Source organism: Microbacterium murale, from assembly GCF_030815955.1.
Classification (GTDB): Bacteria; Actinomycetota; Actinomycetes; order Actinomycetales; family Microbacteriaceae; genus Microbacterium; species Microbacterium murale_A.
The window spans coordinates 495,789-521,103 of sequence record NZ_JAUSXK010000001.1 but is presented as its reverse complement, the minus strand read 5'-3'; the positions used below and the strand labels follow the sequence as shown (position 1 = coordinate 521,103).

General features: G+C 65.6%; 27 protein-coding genes, 1 tRNA gene and 1 riboswitch. Of the genes, 13 read left to right on the top strand and 15 right to left on the bottom strand.

All coding sequences use genetic code 11. The features are described from left to right. Nucleotides 1–46 precede the first annotated feature (46 nt). Nucleotides 47–1,666, top strand: coding sequence for a chaperonin GroEL (gene groL / locus QFZ46_RS02615; RefSeq protein ID WP_307357998.1), 1,620 nt, complete (start codon nt 47–49; stop codon nt 1,664–1,666). Nucleotides 1,667–1,745: 79 nt separating this feature from the next. Here the strand turns inward: groL and QFZ46_RS02610 are convergent, their stop codons facing one another. The 6 genes from QFZ46_RS02610 to QFZ46_RS02585 all read right to left on the bottom strand — a co-directional run bounded on the left by QFZ46_RS02610 (nt 1,746) and on the right by QFZ46_RS02585 (nt 8,380). After that, nucleotides 1,746–2,033 carry a WXG100 family type VII secretion target gene (locus QFZ46_RS02610; RefSeq protein WP_307357996.1) on the bottom strand — a complete coding sequence of 96 codons (288 nt, stop codon included), beginning with the start codon at nt 2,031–2,033 and terminating at the stop codon, nt 1,746–1,748. Nucleotides 2,034–2,143: 110 nt separating this feature from the next. After that, entirely contained in the window at nt 2,144–3,880 is a 1,737-nt protein-coding gene (locus QFZ46_RS02605) for a sensor histidine kinase (protein WP_307357994.1), read from the bottom strand. 18 nt (nt 3,881–3,898) lie between these two features. Continuing rightward, nucleotides 3,899–4,585 (bottom strand): response regulator transcription factor, encoded by a 687-nt coding sequence (locus QFZ46_RS02600; protein ID WP_033106665.1) that lies wholly within the window; start codon nt 4,583–4,585, stop codon nt 3,899–3,901. Between the two features lie 73 nt (nt 4,586–4,658). Then, entirely contained in the window at nt 4,659–6,302 is a 1,644-nt protein-coding gene (locus QFZ46_RS02595) for a DNA repair helicase XPB (protein ID WP_307357990.1), read from the bottom strand. A gap of 27 nt (nt 6,303–6,329) precedes the next feature. Next, nucleotides 6,330–8,102 (bottom strand): helicase-associated domain-containing protein, encoded by a 1,773-nt coding sequence (locus QFZ46_RS02590; protein ID WP_307357988.1) that lies wholly within the window; start codon nt 8,100–8,102, stop codon nt 6,330–6,332. A gap of 2 nt (nt 8,103–8,104) precedes the next feature. Further along, nucleotides 8,105–8,380: a multidrug ABC transporter ATPase gene (locus QFZ46_RS02585; protein WP_307357987.1), complete on the bottom strand. Its 276-nt coding sequence runs from the start codon at nt 8,378–8,380 to the stop codon at nt 8,105–8,107. 96 nt (nt 8,381–8,476) lie between these two features. Here QFZ46_RS02585 and QFZ46_RS02580 point away from each other — a divergent pair, with 96 nt between their 5' ends. After that, complete coding sequence (locus QFZ46_RS02580) at nt 8,477–8,857, top strand: cold-shock protein (protein WP_307357984.1); 381 nt, start codon at nt 8,477–8,479, stop codon at nt 8,855–8,857. Beyond that, entirely contained in the window at nt 8,850–9,509 is a 660-nt protein-coding gene (locus QFZ46_RS02575) for a DUF3027 domain-containing protein (RefSeq protein ID WP_307357982.1), read from the top strand. Before QFZ46_RS02580 ends, QFZ46_RS02575 begins: the two co-directional genes overlap by 8 nt. A gap of 14 nt (nt 9,510–9,523) precedes the next feature. On the opposite strand, the gene serC is transcribed toward QFZ46_RS02575, so the two are convergent. Then, the gene (serC, locus tag QFZ46_RS02570; RefSeq protein WP_307357979.1) at nt 9,524–10,636 is read right to left on the bottom strand and encodes a phosphoserine transaminase; all 1,113 of its coding nucleotides are present in this window, start codon (nt 10,634–10,636) and stop codon (nt 9,524–9,526) included. Between the two features lie 102 nt (nt 10,637–10,738). On the opposite strand from serC, the gene QFZ46_RS02565 reads away from it, so the two are divergent. The 4 genes from QFZ46_RS02565 to QFZ46_RS02550 all read left to right on the top strand — a co-directional run bounded on the left by QFZ46_RS02565 (nt 10,739) and on the right by QFZ46_RS02550 (nt 13,486). Next, a complete protein-coding gene (locus QFZ46_RS02565) occupies nt 10,739–11,440 on the top strand; it encodes a metal-dependent transcriptional regulator (protein WP_307357976.1) in 702 nt (233 codons plus the stop codon). Between the two features lie 362 nt (nt 11,441–11,802). Further along, complete coding sequence (locus tag QFZ46_RS02560; RefSeq protein WP_307357974.1) at nt 11,803–12,552, top strand: M23 family metallopeptidase; 750 nt, start codon at nt 11,803–11,805, stop codon at nt 12,550–12,552. A gap of 325 nt (nt 12,553–12,877) precedes the next feature. Continuing rightward, nucleotides 12,878–13,375 (top strand): HNH endonuclease, encoded by a 498-nt coding sequence (locus QFZ46_RS02555; RefSeq protein ID WP_307357971.1) that lies wholly within the window; start codon nt 12,878–12,880, stop codon nt 13,373–13,375. Between the two features lie 39 nt (nt 13,376–13,414). Then, nucleotides 13,415–13,486, top strand: a tRNA-Arg gene (locus tag QFZ46_RS02550). A gap of 19 nt (nt 13,487–13,505) precedes the next feature. Here the strand turns inward: QFZ46_RS02550 and QFZ46_RS02545 are convergent. Both QFZ46_RS02545 and QFZ46_RS02540 read right to left on the bottom strand, forming a co-directional pair. Beyond that, nucleotides 13,506–13,775, bottom strand: coding sequence for a hypothetical protein (locus tag QFZ46_RS02545; protein ID WP_307357969.1), 270 nt, complete (start codon nt 13,773–13,775; stop codon nt 13,506–13,508). After that, the gene (locus QFZ46_RS02540; protein WP_307357967.1) at nt 13,772–14,059 is read right to left on the bottom strand and encodes a hypothetical protein; all 288 of its coding nucleotides are present in this window, start codon (nt 14,057–14,059) and stop codon (nt 13,772–13,774) included. Before QFZ46_RS02540 ends, QFZ46_RS02545 begins: the two co-directional genes overlap by 4 nt. Before the next feature lie 113 nt (nt 14,060–14,172). On the opposite strand from QFZ46_RS02540, the gene QFZ46_RS02535 reads away from it, so the two are divergent. Beyond that, entirely contained in the window at nt 14,173–14,553 is a 381-nt protein-coding gene (locus QFZ46_RS02535; protein WP_307357965.1) for a hypothetical protein, read from the top strand. Nucleotides 14,554–14,564: 11 nt separating this feature from the next. Here QFZ46_RS02535 and QFZ46_RS02530 read toward each other — a convergent pair whose 3' ends face one another. Both QFZ46_RS02530 and QFZ46_RS02525 read right to left on the bottom strand, forming a co-directional pair. Continuing rightward, a complete protein-coding gene (locus QFZ46_RS02530; RefSeq protein WP_307357964.1) occupies nt 14,565–15,302 on the bottom strand; it encodes a gamma-glutamyl-gamma-aminobutyrate hydrolase family protein in 738 nt (245 codons plus the stop codon). Between the two features lie 17 nt (nt 15,303–15,319). After that, nucleotides 15,320–17,005, bottom strand: a complete 1,686-nt coding sequence (locus QFZ46_RS02525) for a 2-isopropylmalate synthase (protein WP_444913418.1) — start codon at nt 17,003–17,005, stop codon at nt 15,320–15,322. A gap of 162 nt (nt 17,006–17,167) precedes the next feature. Here QFZ46_RS02525 and QFZ46_RS02520 point away from each other — a divergent pair, with 162 nt between their 5' ends. Both QFZ46_RS02520 and QFZ46_RS02515 read left to right on the top strand, forming a co-directional pair. Then, complete coding sequence (locus QFZ46_RS02520) at nt 17,168–17,836, top strand: FadR/GntR family transcriptional regulator (RefSeq protein ID WP_307357962.1); 669 nt, start codon at nt 17,168–17,170, stop codon at nt 17,834–17,836. Continuing rightward, on the top strand, nt 17,833–18,630 hold the full coding sequence (locus tag QFZ46_RS02515) for an ABC transporter ATP-binding protein (protein WP_307357961.1): 798 nt from the start codon (nt 17,833–17,835) through the stop codon (nt 18,628–18,630). Before QFZ46_RS02520 ends, QFZ46_RS02515 begins: the two co-directional genes overlap by 4 nt. On the opposite strand, the gene QFZ46_RS02510 is transcribed toward QFZ46_RS02515, so the two are convergent. Beyond that, a complete protein-coding gene (locus QFZ46_RS02510) occupies nt 18,631–20,805 on the bottom strand; it encodes an MMPL family transporter (RefSeq protein ID WP_307357959.1) in 2,175 nt (724 codons plus the stop codon). Nucleotides 20,806–20,879: 74 nt separating this feature from the next. Between QFZ46_RS02510 and QFZ46_RS02505 the strand changes: the two genes are divergently transcribed. Next, nucleotides 20,880–21,467, top strand: a complete 588-nt coding sequence (locus QFZ46_RS02505) for a MarR family winged helix-turn-helix transcriptional regulator (RefSeq protein ID WP_307357957.1) — start codon at nt 20,880–20,882, stop codon at nt 21,465–21,467. A 34-nt stretch (nt 21,468–21,501) separates the two neighbouring features. Here QFZ46_RS02505 and QFZ46_RS02500 read toward each other — a convergent pair whose 3' ends face one another. From QFZ46_RS02500 to QFZ46_RS02490, 3 genes are all read right to left on the bottom strand, one after another. Continuing rightward, complete coding sequence (locus tag QFZ46_RS02500; protein ID WP_307357956.1) at nt 21,502–21,846, bottom strand: histone-like nucleoid-structuring protein Lsr2; 345 nt, start codon at nt 21,844–21,846, stop codon at nt 21,502–21,504. 46 nt (nt 21,847–21,892) lie between these two features. Beyond that, entirely contained in the window at nt 21,893–22,219 is a 327-nt protein-coding gene (locus tag QFZ46_RS02495; protein WP_307357954.1) for a DMT family transporter, read from the bottom strand. An 11-nt stretch (nt 22,220–22,230) separates the two neighbouring features. Beyond that, a riboswitch (guanidine-III (ykkC-III) riboswitch) is annotated at nt 22,231–22,298 on the bottom strand. A 28-nt stretch (nt 22,299–22,326) separates the two neighbouring features. Further along, on the bottom strand, nt 22,327–23,184 hold the full coding sequence (locus tag QFZ46_RS02490) for a LuxR C-terminal-related transcriptional regulator (protein WP_307357952.1): 858 nt from the start codon (nt 23,182–23,184) through the stop codon (nt 22,327–22,329). Nucleotides 23,185–23,294: 110 nt separating this feature from the next. Here QFZ46_RS02490 and QFZ46_RS02485 point away from each other — a divergent pair, with 110 nt between their 5' ends. Together QFZ46_RS02485 and QFZ46_RS02480 are read left to right on the top strand one after the other, a co-directional pair. After that, nucleotides 23,295–23,642: a DUF485 domain-containing protein gene (locus tag QFZ46_RS02485; protein WP_307357949.1), complete on the top strand. Its 348-nt coding sequence runs from the start codon at nt 23,295–23,297 to the stop codon at nt 23,640–23,642. Then, entirely contained in the window at nt 23,639–25,273 is a 1,635-nt protein-coding gene (locus tag QFZ46_RS02480; RefSeq protein ID WP_307357948.1) for a solute symporter family protein, read from the top strand. The genes QFZ46_RS02485 and QFZ46_RS02480 overlap by 4 nt, the downstream gene beginning before the upstream one ends. The last annotated feature ends 42 nt before the right edge of the window (nt 25,274–25,315 follow it).

The following is a 25,315-nucleotide window of genomic DNA, read 5'->3' as shown; positions in this document are numbered from 1 at the left end:
TGAGTGCTAATCAGAACGTCTACGTCCAGGAGGGACGACAAAACTCATGGCAAAGATCATCGCTTTCGATGAAGAGGCCCGCCGCGGCCTCGAGCGTGGCCTGAACATCCTCGCCGACGCAGTCAAGGTGACCCTCGGCCCGCGCGGTCGCAACGTCGTGCTCGAGAAGAAGTGGGGCGCCCCCACGATCACGAACGACGGCGTCTCGATCGCCAAGGAGATCGAGCTGGACGACCCGTACGAGAAGATCGGCGCGGAGCTCGTCAAGGAGGTCGCCAAGAAGACCGACGACGTCGCAGGTGACGGAACCACCACCGCGACCGTCCTCGCTCAGGCGCTCGTCCGCGAAGGCCTGCGCAACGTCGCAGCCGGCGCCGACCCGATCTCGCTCAAGCGCGGCATCGAGAAGGCCGTTGCGGCGATCACCGCGGAGCTGCTGGCCAGCGCCAAGGAGATCGACTCGAAGGAGCAGATCGCCGCCACGGCATCCATCTCCGCCGCTGACGCCGAGATCGGCGAGCTCATCGCCGAAGCTATCGACAAGGTCGGCAAGGAAGGCGTCGTCACCGTCGAGGAGTCGCAGACCTTCGGCACCGAGCTCGAGCTCACCGAGGGCATGCGCTTCGACAAGGGCTACCTGAACCCGTACTTCGTGACGGATGCAGACCGCCAGGAGGCCGTGTTCGAGGAGCCCTACATCCTCATCGCGAACTCGAAGATCTCGAACATCAAGGATCTTCTCCCGGTCGTCGACAAGGTGATCCAGGACGGCAAGGAACTCGTCATCATCGCCGAGGACGTCGAGGGCGAGGCTCTCGCGACTCTCGTGCTCAACAAGATCCGCGGCATCTTCAAGTCGGCTGCCGTCAAGGCTCCCGGCTTCGGCGACCGTCGCAAGGCTCAGCTGCAGGACATCGCGATCCTCACCGGTGGTCAGGTCATCACTGAAGAGGTCGGTCTCAAGCTCGAGAACACGACGCTCGACCTTCTGGGCCGTGCACGCAAGGTCATCATCACCAAGGACGAGACCACCATCGTCGAGGGTGCTGGCGAGACCGAGCAGATCGAGGGTCGCGTTACCCAGATCCGCCGCGAGATCGAGAACACGGACAGCGACTACGACCGCGAGAAGCTCCAGGAGCGTCTCGCCAAGCTCGCCGGTGGCGTTGCGGTCATCAAGGCCGGAGCAGCGACCGAGGTCGAGCTCAAGGAGCGCAAGCACCGCATCGAGGACGCCGTTCGCAACGCGAAGGCAGCCGTCGAAGAGGGCATCGTCCCCGGCGGTGGCGTCGCACTCATCCAGGCCGGCACGAAGGCGCTCGACGCGCTGACGCTGTCGGGTGACGAGGCGACCGGTGCGAACATCGTTCGCGTCGCCATCTCGGCTCCGCTCAAGCAGATCGCGCTCAACGCCGGACTCGAGCCGGGTGTCGTCGCACACAAGGTCTCCGAACTGCCCAGCGGTCACGGCCTCAACGCCGCTACCGGTGAGTACGTGGAGATGTTCGCGGCAGGCATCATCGACCCCGCCAAGGTGACGCGCTCAGCGCTGCAGAACGCAGCTTCGATCGCCGGCCTCTTCCTCACCACTGAGGTCGTCGTCGCCGACAAGCCCGAGAAGGCCGCCGCTCCGGCAGGCGACCCGACGGGTGGCATGGACTTCTGAGTCCACGACGCTGACAGAAACGCCCCGGCCTCGGCCGGGGCGTTTCTGCGTTCCGGGGGGGTAACGGAACAGGCTCGCGTCAGCGGAACAGACTCGCGGAATACTGGTCGGCGTCCGAGTACTGCGTCGCGGCGGAGCCGAGGGCACCGCTGATCGACTCCAGCACCTGTTCGACGTGCAGCTGTGCGGCACTCCACTGCTCACTGCAGCCCTGGAACGCCACCGATGCTGTGCCGGTCCAGGACGACTGCAGCTGTGTGAGCTGCGCCTTCAGCGCGAGCGACTCGCTGCGCAGCCTCTCCATGGTGGCTCGGGTGGCACCGGTGGCAGCGAAGACTGCTTCGGTGTCGACGGTGTAGACGGACATGGGAACTCCTCTCGTCGGAATTCTGACGATACGAGCGCGGCTGCGTACGCAGTCGCCGATATCCGGCATCCGTGGACGAGACTCCTGGTATTGCGGCCGTGCAGAGAGAGTCAGAGCCTGTCGAGGTCGAGGCGCTCCAGCGGCTGGGTGTCTTCCAACAGGTGCTCGGGAGTCGCGTGTGCGGGCGCGAGCGGGAACGTCACTGTGAAGGTCGCTCCACCGCCAGGCGTCTCATCGACTCGCACGCTGCCATGCAGAGCAGACACGATCGATGCGACGATCGCCAGGCCGAGTCCTGATCCTCCGGTCTCCCGTGCACGAGAGGTGTCAGCGCGCCAGAAGCGTTCGAAGATCTGCTCGCGGATCTGCGGGGGGATGCCGTCGCCGTGATCGACGATCGCGATGCTGCCGGTGCCGGCGGCGCGATCGGAGTCGACGATGAGTTCGATCGGACTGTCCTCAGTGGAGAACCGGCGAGCGTTGCCGAGCAGGTTCGCCACGACCTGACGCACCTTGTTCTCTTCGCCGAGGACTATCGGTGGCGTGCGCACCGGGGTGTCCTGAGCTTCGGTGAAGTCGATCTCAGGCCGCTCCGGCTCGACATTGCGTGGTCGGCGACGCAACCGGGCGAGAGCACCCGTGCGATTCCTCCCTGTCGCCGGTGTGCTCGATGTCGGGGTGCCCGATGCGGTCGTGCTCGTATGCGGCGCCTGCGGGCGTTGCGGTTCGCTGGTGACGGCATGCGCCGTTCTGTCGACGACGGTGATGGTGCGACCGGGGGCAGCGGCGCGCACATCGAGCGCGGCGTCTCTCGCGACCGGTCGCAGATCGAGCGGCGCGATCTCCGGTTCGCGCTCCTCATCGAGGCGGGCGAGCGCGAGCAGGTCCTCGACGAGAACACCCATCCGGATCGCTTCCTTCTCGATGCGCTCCATCGCCCTGGCGGTATCCTCCTCGCCGCGGATGGCGCCCATCCGGTAGAGCTCGGCGTAGCCGCGGACGCTCACCAGCGGAGTGCGCAGCTCGTGGCTCGCATCGCCGATGAAGCGGCGCATGTGCTGCACGGTGCGGTCGCGTTCGGCGATGGAGTGATCGATGCGTTCGAGCATCGTGTTGATCGCGAAATTGAGACGACCCACTTCGGTGCTGGGCTCGAGGTCGGTGAGGCGCTGGCTGAAGTCGCCGGAGGCGATCAGCATCGCTGTGGACTCGACCTGACTGAGCCGGCGGAACGTGAGCGTGACCAGCCCGCGGATCAGCAGAGCCGCGATCAGGATCGTCACCAGGGCGACTGTGGTATACACGCCGAAGTAGGTGGCGATGATGTGATCGGCCTCCTCCAGGGGAAGCGCGACGTACTGCACGTACAGCGTTCCTCCGGGGCCGTCGCTGACCACTACCGCGCCGTGGAAGGCACTGCCGTCAGCGCCTTGCAGTGGGATCGGCTCCTGCTCTTCCTGGGCGTGCGCCTGCGCGATCGTCATCGTCTCCGGGAACACCGGACCTGTTGCTCCTACGGCACCGCCGGCCTCTGCGAGCAACGTGCCGTCAGCGGCGTAGATCGCGAAGAAGTAGTCCGACGAGCGGGGGGCGTTCTCCGATTCGGAGAGCTGTACGGCGCCGTCGACCAGCTCCATGTCGAACCAGCGACTGGCGAGGTCGCTCGTGACGAGAGAGGGGAGTTGCGCGTCGATGTTGCTGATCAGGGAGTTGCGCAGCAGCGGCACCGTACCGATCCCTGCGACCACCAGGCCCAGCGCGAGCACTGCGACCGTGACGCCGGTGACCTTCGCGCGGAGGCTGATCCGCCGCCACCAGCCGGTGACCGCGTCAGGCTTGTGCCCCATGCGGCTCCCTTTCGAGGGTTACTTCCCCACCTTCAGCATGTAGCCGAAGCCGCGCTTGGTCTGGATGACGGATTCCTCCGTGTGAGGGTCGATCTTGCGGCGCAGGTACGAGATGTAGCTCTCGACGATGCCCGCATCGCCGTTGAAGTCGTACTCCCACACATGATCGAGGATCTGCGCCTTCGAGAGCACTCGATTCGGATTGAGCATGAGGTAGCGCAACAGCTTGAACTCGGTCGGGCTGAGTTCGATCGGCTCCTTGCCGACGAACACGTCGTGAGTGTCCTGGTCCATCGACAGCTCGCCGGCGCGGATGATCGACTCCTCATCGGCCTGCATGGTGCGGCGGAGGATGGCCTGAGCTCGGGCCACGATCTCGTCGAGCGCGAACGGCTTGGTGACGTAGTCGTCGCCGCCCGCGTTGAGGCCCTCGATCTTGTCCTGCGTGTCGTCCTTCGCTGTGAGGAACAGGATGGGTGCGGTGAATCCCGCGCCGCGGAGGCGCTTGGTCACACTGAACCCGTTCATGTCGGGCAGCATCACATCGAGGATGATGAGATCGGGTTCTTCCTCGAGTACTGCAGAGATCGTAGCGGCGCCGTTGGCGACCGTCTTCACCTGAAATCCGGCGAAGCTGAGACCTGTGGAAAGCAGGTCGCGGATGTTCGGCTCGTCGTCGACGACCAGGATGCGCGCATCAGTCATGTCCCCATTATGGTGACTTCGCTGATGCAGTGGCTGATCATTTGCCGGAGCGGCGCTCAGACGACCCGCGGTCTCAGGCCGCGGCCAGGGCGTCAGCGTCGAGAATCGTGTAGCTGTAACCCTGCTCCGCGAGGAAGCGCTGGCGGTTCTGCGCGTAGTCCTGATCGACCGTGTCGCGGGCGATGAGCGTGTAGAAGCTGGCCGTGTGGCCGGACTCCTTCGGGCGCAGCAACCGGCCGAGGCGCTGAGCCTCCTCCTGGCGGGAGCCGAACGAACCGGACACCTGGATCGCGACGGATGCCTCCGGCAGATCGATCGAGAAGTTCGCGACCTTCGACACCACGAGCAGCTCGATCTCGCCTTCACGGAACTGCTGGTACAGCTCTTCGCGTTCGTCCACGGGAGTCGCGCCGGTGATCTGCGGGGCGTTCAGGGCTTCTGAAAGCGTCTCGAGCTGATCCAGGTACTGACCGATCACGAGGATGCGCTCGCCAGGATGCTTCGCGATCAGCTCGCGGACCGCGTCGATCTTCGCCGGCGCGGATGCCGCGAGACGATACCGCTCATCATCCGTCGCCGCCGCGTACTCGAGGCGGTCGTATGCGGGCAGGTCGACGCGCACTTCGTAGCAGGCGGCGGGGGAGATGAAGCCCTGCGCTTCGATCTGCTTCCAGGGTGCATCGAATCGCTTCGGTCCGATCAGGCTGAACACATCGCCCTCGCGACCGTCCTCGCGGACGAGCGTCGCCGTGAGCCCGATGCGGCGGCGCGCCTGGAGATCTGCGGTCAGCTTGAACACGGGGGCGGGGAGCAGATGAACCTCGTCGTAGATGATGAGGCCCCAGTCCAGTGCATCCAGCAGCGCCAGATGGGCGTACTCGCCCTTCCGCTTGGCGGTGAGGATCTGATAGGTCGCGATGGTGACCGGTTTGACCTCCTTGACCTGACCGGAGTATTCGCCGATCTCCTCGGCGGTCAGGCTGGTCCGCTTGAGCAGTTCGTCGCGCCACTGCCGAGCCGAGACCGTGTTGGTGACCAGGATGAGGGTCGTCGTCTTGGTCGCGGCCATGGCACCCGCGCCGACGATCGTCTTACCTGCTCCACACGGCAGCACGACCACGCCCGAACCGTCCTTCGAGAATGCGTCCACGGCATCCTGCTGGTACGGGCGCACATGCCAGCCATCCTCGGCGAGCTCGATCTCATGCGGGGTACCCGGCGTATAGCCGGCGAGGTCCTCGGCCGGCCAGCCGATCTTCAGCAGCTCCTGCTTGATCTGGCCGCGTGCCCAGGCGTCGACCGCATAGCGGTCGGGGGCAGGATGCCCGATCAGCAACGGTTGGATGCGCTTGTTGTTCGCCACCTGGGCGAGAACAGCCGGGTCCGTCGAACTCAGCAGCAGCACGCCCTCGTCGTCGCGCTCGATGACCAGTCGGCCGTAGCGGCCCACAGTCTCACGCAGATCGACCGACACCGAAGGGGGCACCGGGAAGCGCGACCAGCGGTCGAGGGTCTCCAGCATGTCCTCGGCGGTGTGCCCCGCTGCGCGGGCGTTCCACAGTCCCAGCCGGGTGATCCGATACGTATGGATGTGCTCCGGCGCGCGCTCCAGCTCGGCGAAGATCGCGAGTTCGTGGCGGGCGCTCTCCGCATCCGCGTGCGCGACTTCGAGCAGGACGGTGCGGTCGCTCTGGACGATCAGTGGGCCATCAGACATAGCTGACCAGTCTACCGCGCTCGGGTGTCATGGGCTCGACGTCGTCGGTGGGATCAGTGACGGATCGAACACCCGCGCTGAGCGGATGCTCTTGACCGGCAGCGTGCGCTCCACATCGGCTGCGCGATCGCGCCCGCGCAACCGGCCGCCTCCGAGACCGCTGGCCTCCAGCAGCAGTTCGCGCGTTGATCCATCAGGCATGGCGACCTCGACGACGAGCACGGCTTTGGTCCGCACCGCGGCTTCGAGTTCACGGTCGAGCCACGCGGCATCCGCGTCCGGTCCCTGCTGGCGGCGCAGCCGCGCGATGAGTGCGTCGTAGGAAACCGCCTTCGATGCATCGGGCGAGGGCGGAGGGTTTCGATCCACGACCTGCGGCCGCCCGTCGGCACCGACGATCGTTGCGGGGTAGCGTGCATCCGTCAGCGCCCAATAGACGGTGTCGCGGCCGACCCGCGAGGTGAGTCCGGCTGCATCCCGCGACAACCCGAGCGGTCGCAGCGACTGGTCGACGCCCATCGCGTCGAGCAGCGTGGCGTCGTCGCTGGCGACGCGCGTGCGCTCCGTCACGTCATCGGTGAACACCCGCACGAGCCCGTGTCGCTGAGCTGTCTGAGCCACCAGATACTCCAGCGGCTGCGGAATGCCCGTCAGCGAGAGCTGCTCGAGGAAATCGAGGATAGAGGATGCTGTCTCCCCGGACGCGAGGCCGTGCGAGACCGATTCGACCGTGAACCTGTATGACGAGGCCTGGGCCGCGGACTCCCGCGCGGCGATCCCCCGCAATCGCACGTCCAGTGCGGGCGCAAGGGGGCCAGGAGCGATGGCGGAGAGGTCGTTCTGCAGGAATATCCGATCCACCTCGGCCGGAAGCAACTGCCGCAGGGCGGCAGGCTCGGCTCGGCGCCCCCCACGGATCGGCACGGCCCAAGCCGGCTCGCTGCTGTCATCGGCGATCAGTCCGAGAAGACGTGCGCTTTCGCGGAGCGCGGCGGATCGTTCGGGCCATGACGGGTCCCAGGGATGCTGGTGCTCCCACAGCGGCACCGGCACCCAGCCACCATCGGCGCTGCGCAGGCCTCGTGGCAGCGCCGCACGGTAGGCCTCACTGAGCTGGGCCCACCGTTCAAGGGCCGTGAGTCGCAGCCAGCTCTCTCCGAGAGGCGTGAGGCGGAGCTGTCGGTTGGTTGTCGTGACGAGCGCAGCATCCGCTGCGAGCACGACGAGCGCATCCACGATGTCGACCGGGAGGCCGGCGTCCGCCATGCGCCGCTTCTCCCCGGCAGCAACGTTCCCGCTGGTCAGGACCGTCAGCGGCGTGTCTCTCGCCATCATGAGCACATCGGCGAGGGCCGCAACGCTGGTGAAGGCGCGCTCCGCAGCGTGTGCCTCGGCGATCTGAGTTGCGGGCGCCGCGGCCGAGAGCGCGAGGGGCGGAGGCGGGGCATCCCGAGCTGCCACGGCTTCGACGACTGGAGGGTACGCGGTGCCATCAGGGCGCAGCAGCGCGAGTGCGATCAGCGCCGCCGATTCGTCGGTCGGATCACCAACATCAGCGGTATCGCTGCCGTCGGCCTCGAGCGCGCCCGCGACTGCGCGGTGCAGTGCGGTCGCCTCCGGAAGGGTCAGGCGCGGCAGCATCCGGTCTATGGATGCCGGATCGAGCAGCTCTTCCGCCGCGTCGAAGAAGTCGGACCACGATGAATCGGGGCGCACGCTGCGCGCCCCGAAGAGGTCGGACAACTGCGAATCGCTCGCAGCAGCCAACCACACAGCGAGCGGGCGGGCATGCGTGCTCATCGTCAGGAGCGCTTGGCGGCGCGACCCTTCCTCACGAAGTTCATCACGAGCAGCGCGATGATCATCGCGAACGCGATCGGCAGACCGTACGGCGGGATCGCGACGACGAACGGCCAGAGGCCCTCGGAGAAGGATTCCTGCGTCATGCCGGCCGCGCTGCCGATGATGATCGCGAAGAAGCAGATGACAGAGAGTGCGGCGAGCGTCAATGCCGTTAGGGCGAGGATGCGATCCAGGCGTCGGACGGGAACGTCCGGTCCGGAATTCTGCGTGCTCATCCGTCTCAGCTTAGTCCCTTGAACACCGGTAGGCTGGGGGTGGCCGCGTACGCGCGCGCCTTCTTTCCGGCACCATCACACAACGCGAGGTTCTCCATGCCCACCGGCAAGGTCAGGTTCTACGACGACGAGAAGGGCTTCGGCTTCATCGCCAGCGATGACGGCCAGGATGTCTTCCTCCACGCCTCCGCTCTGCCTGCGGGCGCGACGGTCAAGCAGGGAGCACGCGTCGAGTTCGGCGTAGCCGACGGCAAACGCGGACTTCAGGCACTCTCGGTGCGCGTGCTCGACGCCCCGGTCAGCCTCGCGAAGGCGAAGCGCAAACCCGCAGACGATATGGCGATCATCATCGAGGATCTCGTGAAGGTCCTCGACGGCATCGGTGGCGATCTGCGCCGCGGCCGCTATCCGGCATCGAGCCACGGACGCAAGATCGCGGCGATGCTGCGCAAGGTTGCCGAGGACCTAGATGCCTGATGCCGACGCACGCCTGATCGGCGCGCACGATCTCGCGCTCGCTGCGCTGCACGAGATCACTCCCGCCTCGACGGTCGGTCCCGCAGCGGGCTACGTCGTCGAGGATGACGGATCGGTTTCGTTGCGCTTCGAGAATCGGCTGCCCGGGTATCCGGGATGGTACTGGACGGTCACGGTCGCTCGTGTCGACGACGCCGAGCCGACCGTGCTCGAGGTGGAACTGATGCCGACGGACGGCGCACTTCTCGCGCCGGAGTGGGTGCCGTGGGCCGAGCGCCTCGCCGAATATCGTGCGCACCAGGTCGAACTCGCTGAGCAGGCGGCGGCTGATGCGGCCGACGCCGGGGGATCGGCCGCGGCCGAAACCGCTTCCGACGGGGACGATGAAGACGATGAAGAAGACGGCGACGACTTCGACGACGAGGACGATGACGACGATGACACGTCCGAGTCGCGTACGCTGCACGCCGGCGACCTGGACGGAGTCGACATCGATGAGCTCGATGACTCCGCCGAACTCGATGACTCTGACGAGGACGACGAGTCTGCCGAGGACGACGAGTCTGCAGACGACGACTCTGCAGACGACGACTCTGCAGACGACGACTCTGCAGACGACGACTCTGCAGACGACGACTCCGACGAGGAGTAGTCCTCGAGCCGGGCTCAGGCCCCGGTGTTCGCCAGCACGTAATCGATCGAGCGGATGAGCTGGCGCACGTCGTCGGGTTCGATCGAGACGAAGGTCGCGACGCGCAGCTGATTGCGGCCCAGCTTGCGGTAGGGCTCGGTGTCGACGATGCCGTTGGCGCGCAGCGTCTTCGCAATACCTGCCGCATCGATGCTGTCGTCGAAGTCGATCGTGACGACTACGGGTGAGCGGTGCGCTGGGTCTGTGACGAACGGAGTCGCCACTGCTGAGGCCTCTGCCCAGTCGTAGAGCGCCTGCGAAGACTCGGCGGTGCGGGCGCCTGCCCAGGCGAGTCCACCGCTCTCGTTGATCCACTTCAGCTGGCTGTCGAGCAGGTGCAGAGTTGCGATCGCCGGTGTGTTCAGCGTTTGATTCAGCCGCGAGTTGTCGACGGCGTTCTTCAGGCTCAGGAACTCGGGGATGTAACGGTCGGATGCCGCGATCCGCTCGATCCGTTCGATGGCGGCCGGCGACACCGCAGCGAACCAGAGTCCGCCGTCGGAGCCGAGGTTCTTCTGCGGCGCGAAGTAGTACACATCCGCCTGACTCACGTCGATGTCGATGCCGCCGGCGGCGCTGGTCGCGTCGATCACAGTGAGTGCACCATCTGCGGCGATGCGCTCGACGGGAGCAGCGACACCCGTCGATGTCTCGTTGTGCGGCCAGGCGTACACGTCGATGCCCTCGACGATCTCCGCGGCCACGCGGGATCCGGGCACCGCCGTGCGCACATCGGGAGCCTGCAGCCACGGGGCTCCAGCGGCCTTGGCGAATTTGCCGCCGAACTCGCCGAACGTGAGGTTCTGACTGCGACGTTCGATGAGGCCGAACGCTGCAGCATCCCAGAATGCGGTCGACCCGCCGTTGCCGAGCAGGATCTCGTACCCCTCGGGAAGGCGGAACAGGCTCGCGAACTGCTCGCGGACGCTGCCGACGAGATTCTTCACCGGCGCCTGACGATGCGAGGTGCCGAAGATGCTCGCACCGGAGGTGACCAGCGCCTCGAGCTGCGCTGGGCGCACCTTCGAGGGACCGCAGCCGAAGCGGCCGTCGACGGGCAGGAGGTCACGGGGAATCTCGATCGCCATGCGTCGATTCTAGGGCCGTGGCCGTGCAGTGATTTCTCCCTATGACCGGCTCTGATGCTCACGTGAGAATGTAGGCTTACCTAAGAAGACCCGGAGGGCCTAATGACGGACTTGATCGACACCACGGAGATGTACCTCCGTACCATCCTCGAGCTGGAGGAGGAGAACATCGTCCCGCTGCGCGCGCGGATCTCCGAGCGGCTCGGCCACTCCGGCCCCACCGTCTCGCAGACGGTCGGGCGGATGGAGCGCGACGGACTCGTCGTCGTCTCCGAGGATCGGACGCTCGAGCTCACCGACGCCGGACGCCGGAAGGCCGTCGACGTGATGCGCAAGCATCGGCTGGCCGAGCGGCTGCTCTCGGATGTGATCGGGCTGGACTGGGCGTTCGTGCACGAGGAGGCGTGCCGCTGGGAGCACGTGATGAGCGAGCAGGTGGAACGCCGGCTCGTCGAACTGCTGGGGCACCCCACGGAGTCGCCGTACGGCAACCCCATCCCCGGCCTCGACCAGTTGGGCGATATTCCTGCCCGCACGTTCGACGAGGGCGTGATCGGCCTCGTGAAGAAGCTGAACGCCGCGAATGAGCCGATCGAGGGCACGGTTCGACGCCTCGCAGAACCCGCACAGGTCGACCCTGAGCTGCTCGAGCAGCTGCGTGACGCGGGTGTCGTGCCCGGCGCGCGCGGCAACTACCGCTTCAACGAGGGCTATGTGCTGATCCAGATGGACGGCGTCGACGAGGGACTCGAGCTGCCAGTGGAACTCGCTTCGCATATCTTCCTGGTGGGCGAGCCTGCCTGACGTCTGATCACGCCGGAATGGTCCGATACGACCCGTTCGGGAGATTGCCAGTGTCTCAGGGTGACAGAATCGTTATCTTCCGGTAGCCTCGGACAGGTCGTCAGTGAAGAAGCCCGCTGGCGGCATTTCCGCGAAGATCGCCTCACCGGCTCGTCCTCTCCGCGGACAATCCGCACAAAATGTCACCGAACAGGTGGCACGAGTAGCAGAGTGAAGACGAGCCAGCGCACCCGAGCGTCGAGGCACTGGAGGATTCCCTTTTGGCCGCAGATATCGAACCGACCGCGAACACATCTGAAAAGTCTCTGAAGCGAAGTCGCACTGCCGCCCCTCGCGACGTCGCGCGCAAGATGATCAAACCGATGCGGTCGATCGCCATCTTCGGCGCAGTCGGCGCACTGGTCGCAGCCGTGGCGCTGCCCGCATACGCGGCATCTTCGACGCCGGTCGACGCGACCGCCACACTTCAGCAGGTCGCAGCCGACGACTCTCAATCCCTCGTCGTGGCATCCGCCGCGACAGCCGCTCCGCTTGACCGGTCGACGTACAGCGCGACCACGCAGGAGGAGATCGACAAGAAGAAGGCTGAGGAGGCTGCCGCAGCTGCAGCCGCCGAAGCAGCTTCCAGGGCCGCCGCATCGGCGTCGTCCGGTGCATCAGGGGGAAGCATCGACATCGGGAGCTACGCGCTCGTTTCTCCCGGATCCGGCGAGGTCCGCTATCCCCTTCCGCGGGGCTCGTATACCGAGGGACGCACGACGGTCGGCCCGGACAGCGGTGGTCACGACGGTGCAGACATGCTCGCGCCGGCGGGTACACCGATCTACGCGGCAGCAGCCGGAGTCGTCCGGGTGTCGTCGGAGAGTTATTACGGGTACGGCGTCGCCGTCGTGATCGACCACGTCATCGGCGGTCAGGCCGTTTCGACGACGTACGCTCACATGACGAATGGCACGCGCCAGGTCTCGGCAGGGCAGACGGTGGCGGCCGGTCAGCTCATCGGCGGGGTCGGCAGCACAGGCAGCTCCACCGCGAATCACCTCCATTTCGAGGTGCACGTTAACGGCAATATCCTTGAGCCGTACTCCTGGCTCGCTGCGAACGCCGGCTGACCGTCCGGTCTTGTTCTCGGTGCGACACGCGCCTGAGTGTTCACCAGTCGTTTCGTCATCCGTCGGTGCGATGGGCTAATCTGATCCCGTCGTCGCACGAACGGGAGAAGCCGATGGAACGAATACCGAGCATCCGCACCATGGATGCGCTCGGTCGTTATGTCCTTCGGCATTGCCCGCAGGGATGCACCGATGTTGTCGTGTGCGAAAGGCGCTGTCTCTGAGACGGCGCCTTTTTTCGTCCCTGCGTAAGTTCTGTCGTTTGAACGGCGTCGTGTGATTCGAGAGTGCCGGGAAGCCGTCCCGGCGGATCGAGAGGATGACGATGCGCACACTTGTTCTGAACGCCGGGTATGAGCCGCTTGCCGTGGTCTCGTTCAAGCGAGCCCTGGTGCTCGTGATGAATCAGAAGGCCACTGTGATCGAACGCGTGGAAGACGATCCGGTCTGGGGTGCACGAGGGCCCTACGATCGTCCGGCCGTGATCATCCTCCGCAGATACGTGCGGCTGCCGATGAGCAGACGTGTCCCGGTCACGCGGCGCGGAGTGCTGCGCCGCGACAATCACCGTTGCGGGTACTGCGGAAAGTCGGCGTCCACGATCGATCATGTGCTGCCGCGTTCGCGCGGGGGAGCGGACTCGTGGGAGAACCTCGTCGCCTGCTGTCTGCGCTGCAACAATGTCAAGAGCGACCGCACACCGCAGGAGATGCGTTGGGAGCTGAGATTCGCTCCGCGACCCCCGCATGGTGCGGGTTGGACCGTACGAGGAACGGAGCGCAGCGACCCGTGCTGGGAGCCGTATCTCGCGCTGGCGGCGTGACAACGACAGTACGTCTGAGTGGATAGACTTGTCTGGCCAGCCTCTGTAGCTCAATGGAAGAGCAGTTGCGTCCTAAGCAAACGGTTGGGGGTTCGAGTCCCTCCAGGGGCACCGATCCTACCTAGAGGGGTCAGGTGTTCTCCTCGTCCATCTCGGTTTGAGGTCGGCCGATGATTCCGATACCAACCGCTTCATGGCTCGGCTCCGGCTCTGTCCTGTCGGGAGCCTTGGGCTCCTCACCGGGCGCTTTCTCGGTGCTCGGCTCCTGGAGGTCTTCCGTCGTGGGCTCTTCGGCATCGTCCGGCGGATTCGGCTCCCCGGCCTTGTTCGCCGTCGTCGCCTCTTCGCCCGACGTCTCCTCGTGCTCCGCCGATGATCGCGGATCAACCGGAACAGTCATCGCGCGTCCCCGTCCTGTTGGTCTTCCCCTTCGGCCTGTGACGGGTGACCGGGTAGAACAGGATCCGGATGCGTGTCGGTGCGGGGAGGATCCTCTCCCTCTGCCTGAGAAGTGTGGCCGAGGCGTGACGGATCGGGATGCGTCCCTGCGCGAGAGCCGTCCTCGCTCTCTGATTCCGCTGATGCCGACTCGCCCTGAGCGCGCCGTCCCTGTTCTTCGGAATCGTCGGCGGGCGCCGGTTCGACGTTCTCCGGGCGCAGGCCCTGATCTTCGATGCCGCTCATGAGCTGTCCATCCTCTCGATCGACGTGGTGCTGCCACGGTAGATCCGCGAGACGCACGACACGACCCGGTTGACCGGAGCCTGGCAACGCGTTATACGCAATACGATGATCACGTGCAGATCATCGACACCCTCGCCGCGGTCGGCGAGGCGATGTCGTGGATCGGGCTCGGCGTCGGCATCCCCCTGCTCATCGTCGCCGGTATGGTCGCGCTCACCGAGGGTACCTGGGAGCGCGTCGACATCGCCGTCATCCAGCGCGACGACGTTCCGATCGCACGCTGGTTCGCCCGCGGAGATTTCCATGAGCGGCCGCTGCGCGGGTCGGAGTTGACCGCGGAAGACTGGCACAGCGGGTATGTCAGCGCCAGGAATCCAGATAATGCGCGGATTCATCCGCCGATGGGTAGACGCGTGCTGCTCACGCTGGGCGTCATCTTCACTTCCGCCGGGGTCATCGGGTTCGTCGTCTCGTTCCTGCCCGCCTTCGTCTGACGGGAACGTGCTCAGACCCGGCTGGCAGCGAGTTGCCGCTCCAGCCGCAGCAGCAGCGCGCGCAGCTGTCGACCTGCGGTCCTCGGATGCTCCGGATGCCACTGCACGCCGGTGATCGGCGCGGACTCGTGCAGGATCGCCTCGACCACACCGTCCACCGAGCGTCCCGCGACCACGAGGCCGTTGCCGAGAATCTCGACAGCCTGGTGGTGGGTGCACATGACCGGATCCGCGGCATCCACATCGCGATCGAGATCGGATTCCGGCTCGAGGGTGACGAGATTCGTGACGAAGCCTTCGCCGGAACTCGGAATGCCCCTATGGCCGGCGACCGTCGGCAGATGCTGCACGAGAGTTCCGCCGAGGGCGACATTGATCAGCTGGACACCGCGGCAGATCCCCAACAGAGGCTTGCCGTGCTGCATCGCCTCCAGAACGACAGCTATCTGCGTGCTGTCCGCGCGCGACTCATGGTGACCGGAACCCGGATAGTCGGGGTTGTCACCGTACAGTCGCGGATCCACATCCTCGCCACCCATCAGCACGACCATGTCTGCCTCACGAGCAGCAGTCAGACTCTCGATCACGGGGCGTTCCGCGGTGGCGACGACCTGAGCGCTCCAGCCGAGCGATTCGATCGTCGCCACGGCGACGGAGTTCAGCATGTCGAGCTCACGCTGATATCGCGGATTGCTCGGCCGCCGCGTTCGAAGGTGCAGAACGGCGACGCGGCGAGCTGGGAAGGACACCCACCCATCTTGGGCGGTCAGTTTTGCGCAGCGGCGTCGGCGGTGTTTCCGATGTGTTTCCGGGGCGATCCCGCGATGCGACCGGCTCGGCGCAGCGCGTTCGATGTCGCCTCCTGTTCGTCGGCGGATCTTCCGGCGACCCATCGCGTTTCAGTGCCATCGCGGAATTCGACCAGTGTGAGCGCTCCGACGGTGCCGTCTGCGTCGACGCTCGTCCGGTGAATGCTCACGATGTCGAGCGCGGACGTCGGCGGCTCTGCGGTGATCGATGGCATCGGCATCAGATAGGCGTCGTCGAAGATCTCGCGCAGCGTCTCCGCGGACACTTCGTCGCCGTGCGCATCCGCGTGCTGCTGGACGCGGCGAGCGAGGTCGATCTCCAGCCGACGCGGCAACCGCATGCCGAACTCGGTCTCGAGCAGGTACGCGATCCCGCCCTTCCCCGACTGCGAGTTGACGCGGATCACTGCGTCATAGCTCCGCCCGATGTCTGCCGGGTCGATCGGCAGATAAGGCACGCGCCAGGCGATCTCTCGCGCCGAACGGCCCTCGCTCATCGCCCGCTCGCCGTGCTCGGCGAACCCTTTTCGAATCGCATCCTGATGCGTTCCGCTGAATGCCGTGTGCACGAGATCTCCGACGTACGGATGCCGCGGATGCAGTTCGAGTCGGTTGCAGTCCTCGACGATCCTCCTGATCTCGTCGATGTCCGAGAAATCGATCATCGGGTCGATTCCCTGCGCATGCATGTTCAAGGCCAGGGTGACGATGTCGACGTTACCGGTGCGTTCGCCGTTGCCGAACAGGCATCCCTCCACACGCTGTGCTCCGGCCAGCACGGCGAGCTCCGCACAGGCGATCCCGGTGCCGCGGTCGTTGTGCGGGTGCACGGACAGGATCACGCTGTCGCGACGGGACAGATGCCGGTGCATGTACTCGATCTGATCGGCGTACACGTTCGGTGTGGCGATCTCGACGGTGGCCGGCAGGTTGAGGATGACGGGACGGTCAGGTGACGCGTCCCACAACGTGGTCACGGCATCGCAGATCTCGAGCGCGAAGTCGGGCTCAGTGAGGTTGAAGACCTCGGGAGAGAACTCGAAGCGCACGTTGGGAAGACCGTCTGCGCATCGCTGCACATCGTCCGCACCGCGCAGGATCAGGTCTTTCAGCTGATCGCGGTCGCGGCCGAGGACGACGTCGCGCCAGATCGGCGCTGTGGCGGTGTACATGTGGATGACGACCGGATTGCGGATGCCACGGATCGACTCCACGGTCCGCTCGATGAGGTCGCGTCGCGCCGGGGTGAACACGACGATGGTCACATCGCTCGGTGCGAGATCGGTGTCGGCGAGCTGCCTGACGAAGTCGTGGTCGGTCTGGGAGGACGAGGGATACCCCACCTCGATCTCCTTGTAGCCCATTGTGACCATCAACTCGAAGAAGCGGCGCTTCCGCACCGGATCCATCGGCTCCGCCAGGGCCTGGTTCCCGTCGCGGAGATCGACGGGTACCCAGAGCGGGGCTTCAGTGAGTCGTCTCATGGGCCAGGTGCGATCGACGAGGGGGACGTCGACACGGGCGTGCACGTCGGCGTAGCGATGCGACGGCATCTGCGAGTGCTGTTGACGATTCCAGGGCGCGGAGGTCGCGGGGACGCCGCCTGCTGGAGCGCTGATGGTGGGGAACGGTGAGATCGACATGGTGGGTCCGTACTTCTTCTGAGGGGTGACCGGCGCGCCATCGACTCCACGACGGGGGACCGGTCAGGTCACCTCCCGCCGTGGCAGAGAAGAAGCTGAAGTGCGAGCACAGCGCAACGCTAACATAACTCCTCAGACAAGTAGAGCGGTTAGGGTGGAGGGATGCCTCAGCTGCAACGGACACCGCTCGCCGATCAGGCCGCCGACTTCCTCCTCGAACGCATCCGCGCCGGCGAGTGGTCACTCGGACAGAAGCTTCCCGGCGAGACGACGCTTGCGCCGCAACTCGGTGTCGGGCGATCCACCGTCCGCGAGGCGATCCGCGTGCTCGCCGGCCGCGGGGTGCTCACGACGAGGCAGGGCGCCGGCGTGTTCCTCGCCGCACTGGACGTGCCGGAGGACTGGGACGCCGTGCTTCGCCGTGCCGACATCATCTCGGTGATCGAGGCACGCATCGCGATCGAGTCCGAGGCCGCCGGTCTCGCATCCCAGCGGCGCACCGCATCCGATCTGCGCGCTATCCGTCGCGCCCTCCAGGAGCGAGCGGATCACGCGCCGGGTCTGGAAGCGCGCGTGGATGCCGACACTGCATTTCACCGCAGCATCATCGTGGCAGCACATAATCCGGTCCTGCTGGAGCTCTTCGACGGGTTCACGCCGAGGCTGCGGCAGGCGATGATCGAGATGCTGCGCATCCGCGCGGATCATGGCGGCGCTGACGACCATGACCGGCATGTGCGGATGGCGGACGCCGTCGCCGAGCGCGACGCGAGTGCTGCCGCGGCCGAGAGCCGAGGCCACCTGTCGGAGCTGAAGGCGGCTCTGGCGTGAACGACGCGGTGCTGCGCCTCGACAGCGTCGTCTTCCGGCGCAACGGCAGGGGGATCCTGCACGGCGTGGATCTCACCGTCCGCCGCGGGGAGCACTGGGCGCTGCTCGGACCGAACGGCGCGGGCAAGAGCACGATCCTCGGATTCTGCGGCGCGCAGACGCATCCCACGTCAGGCGTCGTCGAGGTGCTCGGGCATCGGCTGGGGCGTGTGGATATGCAGGAGCTGCGCCGTCACATCGGGCACGTGAATCCTCGGCATCCGATCCGCTCGGACCTCACGATCGAAGAGGTCGTGCTCACGGGGTTCACCGGCACCGTCGAACCGATGATGCGCTGGGAGCCGACCGTCGACCAGCGAGTGCGCACCGCTGAACTCGTCGCACTCGTCGGTCTGGAAGGTCGCACAGATGCGCACTGGCCGACCATGTCGCAGGGGGAGCGTGGTCGCGCGCTCATCGCCAGGGGGCTCGCGGCCTCGCCCTCGCTGCTCCTGCTCGACGAGCCGACCACCGGGCTGGATGTGGCGGCGCGCGAACAGTTGCTGGAAACGATCGATGATCTCTCCCGCACCGAGTCGGGTCTCGCCTCGATCCTCGTCACGCACCACCTCGAGGAGCTGCCGGAGAGCACCACGCACGCACTGGTCATCTCCGATGGGCGCGTACTCGTCTCGGGGCGCATCGGCGACGTCGTCACCTCCGAGACGATCAGCGAGGCGTTTCGGCATCCGATCGAAGTCGCGCACGACGAGGGCCGTTGGAGCGCGCGAACCCGTCGCCGTGCGTCCGTCTGATCAGTTCTCGCCGCGCCCCAGCTTCGACGGCCACCAGACCTTGCGGCCGATGTCGTACGCCAACGCCGGTACGAGCAGCGAACGTACGATGAACGTGTCGAGCAGCACTCCGAAGGCGACGATGAATGCCAGCTGCACCAGGAAGAGGATCGGGATCACCGACAGGGCCGCGAACGTCGCAGCGAGCACGAGACCCGCCGACGTGATCACACCGCCGGTGATGGCGAGTCCGCGAAGGACGCCCTGTCGCGTGCCATGTGCGATCGACTCCTCGCGCACGCGCGTCATCAGGAAGATGTTGTAGTCGATGCCGAGCGCGACCAGGAATACGAAGCCGTACAGCGGCACCACTGGATCCGCACCGGGGAAGTCGAAGATCCCGTTGAAGACGAGTGCCGAGACCCCCATCGCGGTGCCGAACGAGAGCACCGTGGTGAGGATCAGCAGCACGGGCGCGAGGATCGAGCGCAGCAGGAGCATCAGGATCAGCATGATGACGAAGAGGATCACCGGGATGATCAGATTGCGGTCGTGGATGGATGCGTCATTCGTGTCGACAGCCGTGGCTGTCACTCCGCCCACCAGGGCATCGAGATCCGCGAGCTCTGTGCGCAGATCTCGTACCGTCTCCGCGGCGGCATCCGAATCAGCCGCGTCCGTGAGAGTGCCCTGCAGCATGACGTCGCCGTCGACCACTGTCGGCTCCGGAACCGGGGTTCCGGGCGGCCCGAACGCAGTGATGCCGTCCGCCGTGACACCGGCGGTGCCGCTCGGGGAGCCGGAAGCGTTCACCGCGACAGAGTCGATCCCGTCGTTCGCGAGAAGCACGTCAGCGGTGTCCTGCAGTGCGGCTTCATCGACGACGACGTAGACCGGGCTGCCGGATCCACCGGGGAAATGCTCGCCGAGGGCCACCTGTCCGTCGCGGGCCTCCGATGTCCCGATGACGAGATCGGACTGCGGGATACCGGAGGCCTTCAGCTGAGTGAAGCCCGCTGCGCCGGCGAGCAGCACCAGAGTCGTGAGGATCCAGATGATGCGCGGGTGGCGCTTGATGAGTTTCGCGAGCCGTGCCCAGAGGCCCTTGGTCGGCATGCCGTTCTCGGCGGCCACGACCTGAGGCTCGAACTTCGGGCGGGTCGGCCAGAACACGGCGCGGCCGAACGTGAACAGCAGCGCGGGAAGCAAGGTGAGGGCAGACAGCATGGCGAACAGAATGCCGATGGCGGCGACCGGGCCCAAAGTGCTGTTGGATTTCAGATCGCTGAGCAGGAGGCAGAGCAGCCCGGCGATCACGGTGCCGCCGGAGGCCAGGATCGGTTCGAAAGATCCCTTCCACGCCTGCATCGTGGCAGCGCCCTTGTCTTTGGTCACACGCAGCTCCTCGCGGAAGCGCGCCACGAACAGCAGCGAATAGTCCGTCGCGGCGCCGATGACGAGGATGAAGAGAATGCCCTGGGTCTGCCCGCTGAGCAGCAGGATCTCCCACTTCGCCATCCACCACACGACCAGGAGGGCCACGCACAGGGCGAACAGGCTGGTGGACAGCACGACGATCGGCAGCAGCAGCGAGCGATACACCAGGATCAGGATGAGGAACACCGCGAGCAGGGCGACGCCGAGCAGGAGGCCGTCGATCCCTGCGAACCCGGCCACGAGGTCGGCGGAGAAACCCGCAGGACCGGTGACATACACCGCGACTCCGTCCGGGACTGCCTCTCTGAGCTCATCGCCCAGGGCCGTCACCGTGTCGCCGAGGTCGGCATCGCTGAGGATCGGCACGAACGCTTGAACGGCCTTGCCGTCGTCGGACGGGATCGCGGGGGAGATCTCGTCCGAAACGCCCTCGATGCTCGGAGCGTTCTCCAGTGCATCCGCGATGCCGGCCAGCTGATCCTCGTCGAGGTCATCGTCACCGACGAACACGATGATCGCCGGGATCGCATCCGAATCGTTGAAGTCGCCCAGCAGCGCCTGCACCTTCGTGGCGTCGGCGGACTCAGGCAGGTAGGTGGTCTGATCGTTCGATGAGACCTCGCTGACCTTGCCGAACAGTGGTCCGCCGAGACCGGCGCCGATCAACCAGGCGAGGATCAGCACCACGGGGATGAGCACGCGCGCCCATGAGCGGCGGCGCACGCGAACACGTTCGGTCTTCTCGATCTCGTTGGCCATCTCGTCCTCAATTTAGCTAGCCTGGCGAGAAGAAACCCTAGCATGAATAAATTCGAGGAGATAGCATCGTCCTCATGCCCGCACCAGACGAAGCCGAACCAGCACCGTTCGCCTTCGGCTCGGCGATATACGACGTCGACGTCAGCGACCCCACCGGCGAACTCGTCGACCGTGCGGGAATGTCGCAGGCCGACATCAGCGACATCAGCGAACTCATGCGGGCGCTCGGTGGACTTCGAGATGCGGAGCAGAAGCTCTCCGAGGCGTCACTTCGCTACATGAAGCTCAACCAGACCGACATGCGCGCCCTGCACTTCCTCATCGCGTGCGAGAACAGCGGTGTCACGGCGACGCCGGGCGCGATCTCGGCGCATCTCGGCATCTCCACGGCTTCCACGACGAAGCTGCTCGATCGGTTAGAACGCGGCGGTCACATCAGGCGCTCGCCGCACCCGTCCGACCGCCGCGCGCTGGCGATCGCGATCACTCCGACGACACGCCGTTCAGCCATCGAGACGGTCGGCCGGCAGCACGCGCGCCGATTCATCGCGGCCGCCCGGCTGTCGACAGAAGAGCGGAACATCGTCAGGCGGTTCCTCGACGACATGACAACGGAGATCGCCCTCGGCGATGAACCGTGGGCGACCTCCGCAGAAGAGTGATCAGCGCCGCGCGCTGCGTGCGATGAGCGACGAGTCAGTGCGCAGCGCGATACGCGTCCACGATGGTCCCAGGAACGCGACCGCGTTCGGAGACCGTGTAGCCGTTGGCGTTGGCCCACTCGCGGATCGCGGCGGTCTCAGGTGAGCCTGCCGACCGCTTGCGCGAGGTTCCGCCTCGAGAAGACGAAGCAGAAGACGAGCGCCGGGCGACGGAGATGTACGGCTCCAGTGCTTCACGGAATGCGTCAGCATTCTCCGAAGTCAGATCGATCTCATATGCCGTGCTGTTGAGAGAGAAATGGACGGTTTCGCCCTCTCCGATTCCCAGCACCGTTCCATCGATGTCGTCTACCAGCTGATGCACAATACGTCGGGCCATTTCGTCAGCTTACGCAGGAAAGAAAGCAGCGACAACGATTCAGACGCTATTCATGACCGGGGTCGATGAGTTTCAGGCCGACGATGCAGCCGACAAGGCCGAGCAGTAGCAGAATTCGCAACCAGGAGATATCGGTGTCGCCGGTGATCATCGCGTACACGACGGTCAGCGAGGCACCTATTCCGACCCATACCGCATATGCGGTACCGGTGGATATGTCCTTCATCGCCCATGCGAGGCCGAACATCGACAGGGCGAGTCCGACGAAGAATATGACACTCGGCCAGAGCTTCGACAATCCGTCGGACTTACCCAATGCGGTCGCCCAGACGGCTTCGAGAACTCCGGAGATGATAAGGATGATCCACGACATGATGTGCTCCTTCGGAGCCAGTCTTGTCGCATTCCGGGTACTGGTCCACCTCGTCCGGGGCCGCAGAAAGCGGCCTCAGTCAGGATATCCGTTGAACCTGGGCAATGTCAGGGCAGCAACCCTGCTCGCCGTGCCCGCGCGACGGCGGCATGCCTGGTGGAGGCATCGAGCTTCGACATCGCCGTGCCGAGATAGGCCTTGACAGTTCCTTCGCGAAGTCTGAGTTGCGATGCGATCTCGGCGTTCGTCGCTCCGAGTGCCGCGCACGCCAGGACGTCCGTCTCGCGGGGAGAGAGATGCACAGTCGGAACGGGAGCGGTCGTGACGGGCGGCTCGTCACCGGCGACGGTGAGCAGCCGACGCTCGAGCAGGGAAAGCCGTTCCCTCATTCCGGCGTCCGTGATGTCAGCGGAGATGCTGCGCAGATCTGCGAAGCTCTCGCGCAATTCCTCGAGCCGTGAGGGGGAGAACGTCTGGGGACGTGGAGAGAACGAACGCATGCGTCGTTCCACTTCGTCGCGGATGCGCAGTTCGGATGCCACGGATTCGGCGACGGTCATCGCGGGTGCAGTGCTCACCCCGCCGACGGGCGTCTCCTCCCACGCACCGGCGTAGAGCACTCCACGGGAGCGCCCTCCTACGACGATCGGGATGGCCAGGAGGGTGCGTAGCCCCTCCCCGAGAATGAAACCGTCGTAGTCGTGAGTGATCTGCTGCGAGGCGCCGTAGTCGCTGGTCATGCGGGGACGCAGTTCAGTCATCGCGCGGCCGCCCAGACCACGCTCCGGGCGCACGCGGAGTCCCTCAAGACTGTGCGTGCGGCTGCCGATGATGCTGGTCACCGAGACGACGCCGTCTTCGATGAGGCCGCCGAATGCGACGGGGAAGCGGGTGCGACGAGACAGCTCGCGCACCGCATGAGCGACGAGATCTGCTTCTGCATCCAATGGGATCGTGCTGCTCACCAAAGTACCTACTTTCGGGGGTGACGACGCCGCTCCCCGTTTCGTAGCGTCGACCCTACCACCCGCACGGCACTACTGTGCGGGCTCCCGACATGTGGCAAGGAGGCCCCATGACCGACCGAATCGACTCTGAACCGGCAGGTGGAATCGACTACATCGCCGTCGAGGAATCACCGCGGTTCCAGAAGCTGAAGAAGACCCAGCGTTCATTCATATTCCCGATGGCCGCGTTCTTCCTCATCTGGTATTTCGCGTATGTGCTGCTGGCGGCATTCGCGACCGATTTCATGGCCCAGCGCGTATGGGGCGATATCACCGTCGGATTGCTGTTGGGATTGGGGCAGTTCGTCTCGACGTTCGTGATCACGATGGCCTATGTCTCGTTCGCGAACCGGAAACTGGATCCGAAAGCGCAGGAGATTCGTGAAGAGCTCGAGAGGACAGAGGCGCAGGCATGAACGCACTCCCCATGACGGCGACACCCGACGCCGACAACAACCCCATTCTCAACATCGCGATCTTCGCGGCATTCGTCGCCGTGACCCTCTTCATCGTCATCCGCGCCAGCCGGAACAACAAGACGGCAGCCGACTACTACGCAGCAGGCAGATCATTCACCGGGCCGCAGAACGGGTTCGCGATCGCCGGCGATTATCTGTCAGCGGCATCCTTTCTCGGCATCTGCGGTGCGATCGCCGTGAACGGATATGACGGTTTTCTCTACTCGATCGGATTCCTGGTCGCCTGGCTCGTCGCGCTGCTCCTCGTCGCAGAGCTCATGCGCAACACCGGCAAATTCACCATGGCGGATGTGCTCTCGTTCCGTCTGAAGCAGCGCCCCATCCGCCTCGCCGCAGCGCTCACGACACTGGCCGTGTGCTTCTTCTATCTGCTCGCGCAGATGGCGGGCGCCGGCGGGCTGGTCTCGCTGCTGCTCGGCATCGATGGACGCCTCGGGCAGTCGATCGTCATCGGCGTGGTCGGTGTGCTGATGATCGTCTACGTGCTCATCGGCGGGATGAAGGGCACCACTTGGGTGCAGATCGTCAAGGCCGTCCTGCTCATCGCCGGCGCCATCGTCATGACCATCTGGGTGCTCGCGCTGAACGGCTTCAACCTGAACACGCTGCTCGAGGCCGCAGTCGCGAAGTCCCCGCAGGGTGAGGCGATACTCGCACCCGGGCTGCAGTACGGCGCGAATCCGCTCGACTTCCTCTCGCTCGGCATGGCCCTGGTGCTCGGCACCGCCGGTCTGCCCCACGTGCTGATGCGGTTCTACACGGTGCCGACGGCGAAGGAGGCGCGACGTTCGGTGGTGTGGGCCATCTGGCTCATCGGCGGGTTCTACCTGTTGACGCTGGTGCTCGGTTACGGCGCAGGAGCCCTGGTCGGGCCAGAGGTCATCACGGCGGCGCCAGGCGGCGTGAACTCGGCCGCTCCTCTGCTCGCGCAGTATCTGGGCGGACCGCTGCTGCTGGGCTTCATCTCGGCCGTCGCCTTTGCGACGATCCTTGCGGTGGTCGCCGGGCTGACCATCACAGCGGCAGCGTCGTTCGCGCACGACATCTATGCGAACGTCATCCAGAAGGGGCGGAAGAAGACCGATGGCACCCCGGTCGACGCCGACCCCAACGCGGAGGTCAGAGTCGCCAGACGAACGGTGATCGTCATCGGCATTCTCGCGATCCTCGGAGGCATCGGCGCGCAGGGGCAGAACATCGCCTTCCTCGTCGCGCTCGCCTTCGCCGTCGCGGCATCGGCGAACCTGCCTACGATCCTGTATTCGCTCTTCTGGCGCCGCTTCAACACCCGCGGGGCCGTGTGGAGCATGTACGGCGGTCTCGCATCGGCGATCATCCTGATCGTCCTGTCGCCGGTGTTCTCCGGTTCGGAGACCGCGATGATCCCTGGCATCGATATCGCCATCTGGCCTCTGAACAACCCCGGAATCGTGTCGATCCCGCTCGGCTTCATCCTGGGGTGGCTCGGCACCATCACGAGCCGTACGGCCGAGTCGCCGCAGCTCGCGGCCGAGATGGACGTGCGCTCGCTCACCGGCTTCGGCGCGGAGAAGGCGACGGAGCACTAGCAGCGGTCATCCACCATCAGCAGGAACCCCCGGGGGCCCACT

Bases quoted from the DNA above. Each gene is read 5' to 3' on its own strand.
- QFZ46_RS02610 (WP_307357996.1), bottom strand. From the start codon at position 2,033: ATGTCCGTCTACACCGTCGACACCGAAGCAGTCTTCGCTGCCACCGGT.
- serC (WP_307357979.1), bottom strand. From the start codon at position 10,636: ATGGCGATCGAGATTCCCCGTGACCTCCTGCCCGTCGACGGCCGCTTC.
- QFZ46_RS02520 (WP_307357962.1), top strand. From the start codon at position 17,168: ATGCCTCAGCTGCAACGGACACCGCTCGCCGATCAGGCCGCCGACTTC.
- QFZ46_RS02575 (WP_307357982.1), top strand. From the start codon at position 8,850: ATGCCTGATGCCGACGCACGCCTGATCGGCGCGCACGATCTCGCGCTC.
- QFZ46_RS02540 (WP_307357967.1), bottom strand. From the start codon at position 14,059: ATGAGCGGCATCGAAGATCAGGGCCTGCGCCCGGAGAACGTCGAACCG.
- QFZ46_RS02555 (WP_307357971.1), top strand. From the start codon at position 12,878: ATGCGCACACTTGTTCTGAACGCCGGGTATGAGCCGCTTGCCGTGGTC.
- QFZ46_RS02600 (WP_033106665.1), bottom strand. From the start codon at position 4,585: ATGACTGATGCGCGCATCCTGGTCGTCGACGACGAGCCGAACATCCGC.
- QFZ46_RS02545 (WP_307357969.1), bottom strand. From the start codon at position 13,775: ATGACTGTTCCGGTTGATCCGCGATCATCGGCGGAGCACGAGGAGACG.
- QFZ46_RS02580 (WP_307357984.1), top strand. From the start codon at position 8,477: ATGCCCACCGGCAAGGTCAGGTTCTACGACGACGAGAAGGGCTTCGGC.
- QFZ46_RS02565 (WP_307357976.1), top strand. From the start codon at position 10,739: ATGACGGACTTGATCGACACCACGGAGATGTACCTCCGTACCATCCTC.
- QFZ46_RS02595 (WP_307357990.1), bottom strand. From the start codon at position 6,302: ATGTCTGATGGCCCACTGATCGTCCAGAGCGACCGCACCGTCCTGCTC.
- QFZ46_RS02485 (WP_307357949.1), top strand. From the start codon at position 23,295: ATGACCGACCGAATCGACTCTGAACCGGCAGGTGGAATCGACTACATC.
- groL (WP_307357998.1), top strand. From the start codon at position 47: ATGGCAAAGATCATCGCTTTCGATGAAGAGGCCCGCCGCGGCCTCGAG.
- QFZ46_RS02560 (WP_307357974.1), top strand. From the start codon at position 11,803: ATGCGGTCGATCGCCATCTTCGGCGCAGTCGGCGCACTGGTCGCAGCC.
- QFZ46_RS02525 (WP_444913418.1), bottom strand. From the start codon at position 17,005: ATGTCGATCTCACCGTTCCCCACCATCAGCGCTCCAGCAGGCGGCGTC.
- QFZ46_RS02585 (WP_307357987.1), bottom strand. From the start codon at position 8,380: ATGAGCACGCAGAATTCCGGACCGGACGTTCCCGTCCGACGCCTGGAT.
- QFZ46_RS02605 (WP_307357994.1), bottom strand. From the start codon at position 3,880: ATGGGGCACAAGCCTGACGCGGTCACCGGCTGGTGGCGGCGGATCAGC.
- QFZ46_RS02495 (WP_307357954.1), bottom strand. From the start codon at position 22,219: ATGTCGTGGATCATCCTTATCATCTCCGGAGTTCTCGAAGCCGTCTGG.
- QFZ46_RS02510 (WP_307357959.1), bottom strand. From the start codon at position 20,805: ATGGCCAACGAGATCGAGAAGACCGAACGTGTTCGCGTGCGCCGCCGC.
- QFZ46_RS02590 (WP_307357988.1), bottom strand. From the start codon at position 8,102: ATGAGCACGCATGCCCGCCCGCTCGCTGTGTGGTTGGCTGCTGCGAGC.
- QFZ46_RS02500 (WP_307357956.1), bottom strand. From the start codon at position 21,846: ATGGCCCGACGTATTGTGCATCAGCTGGTAGACGACATCGATGGAACG.
- QFZ46_RS02480 (WP_307357948.1), top strand. From the start codon at position 23,639: ATGAACGCACTCCCCATGACGGCGACACCCGACGCCGACAACAACCCC.
- QFZ46_RS02505 (WP_307357957.1), top strand. From the start codon at position 20,880: ATGCCCGCACCAGACGAAGCCGAACCAGCACCGTTCGCCTTCGGCTCG.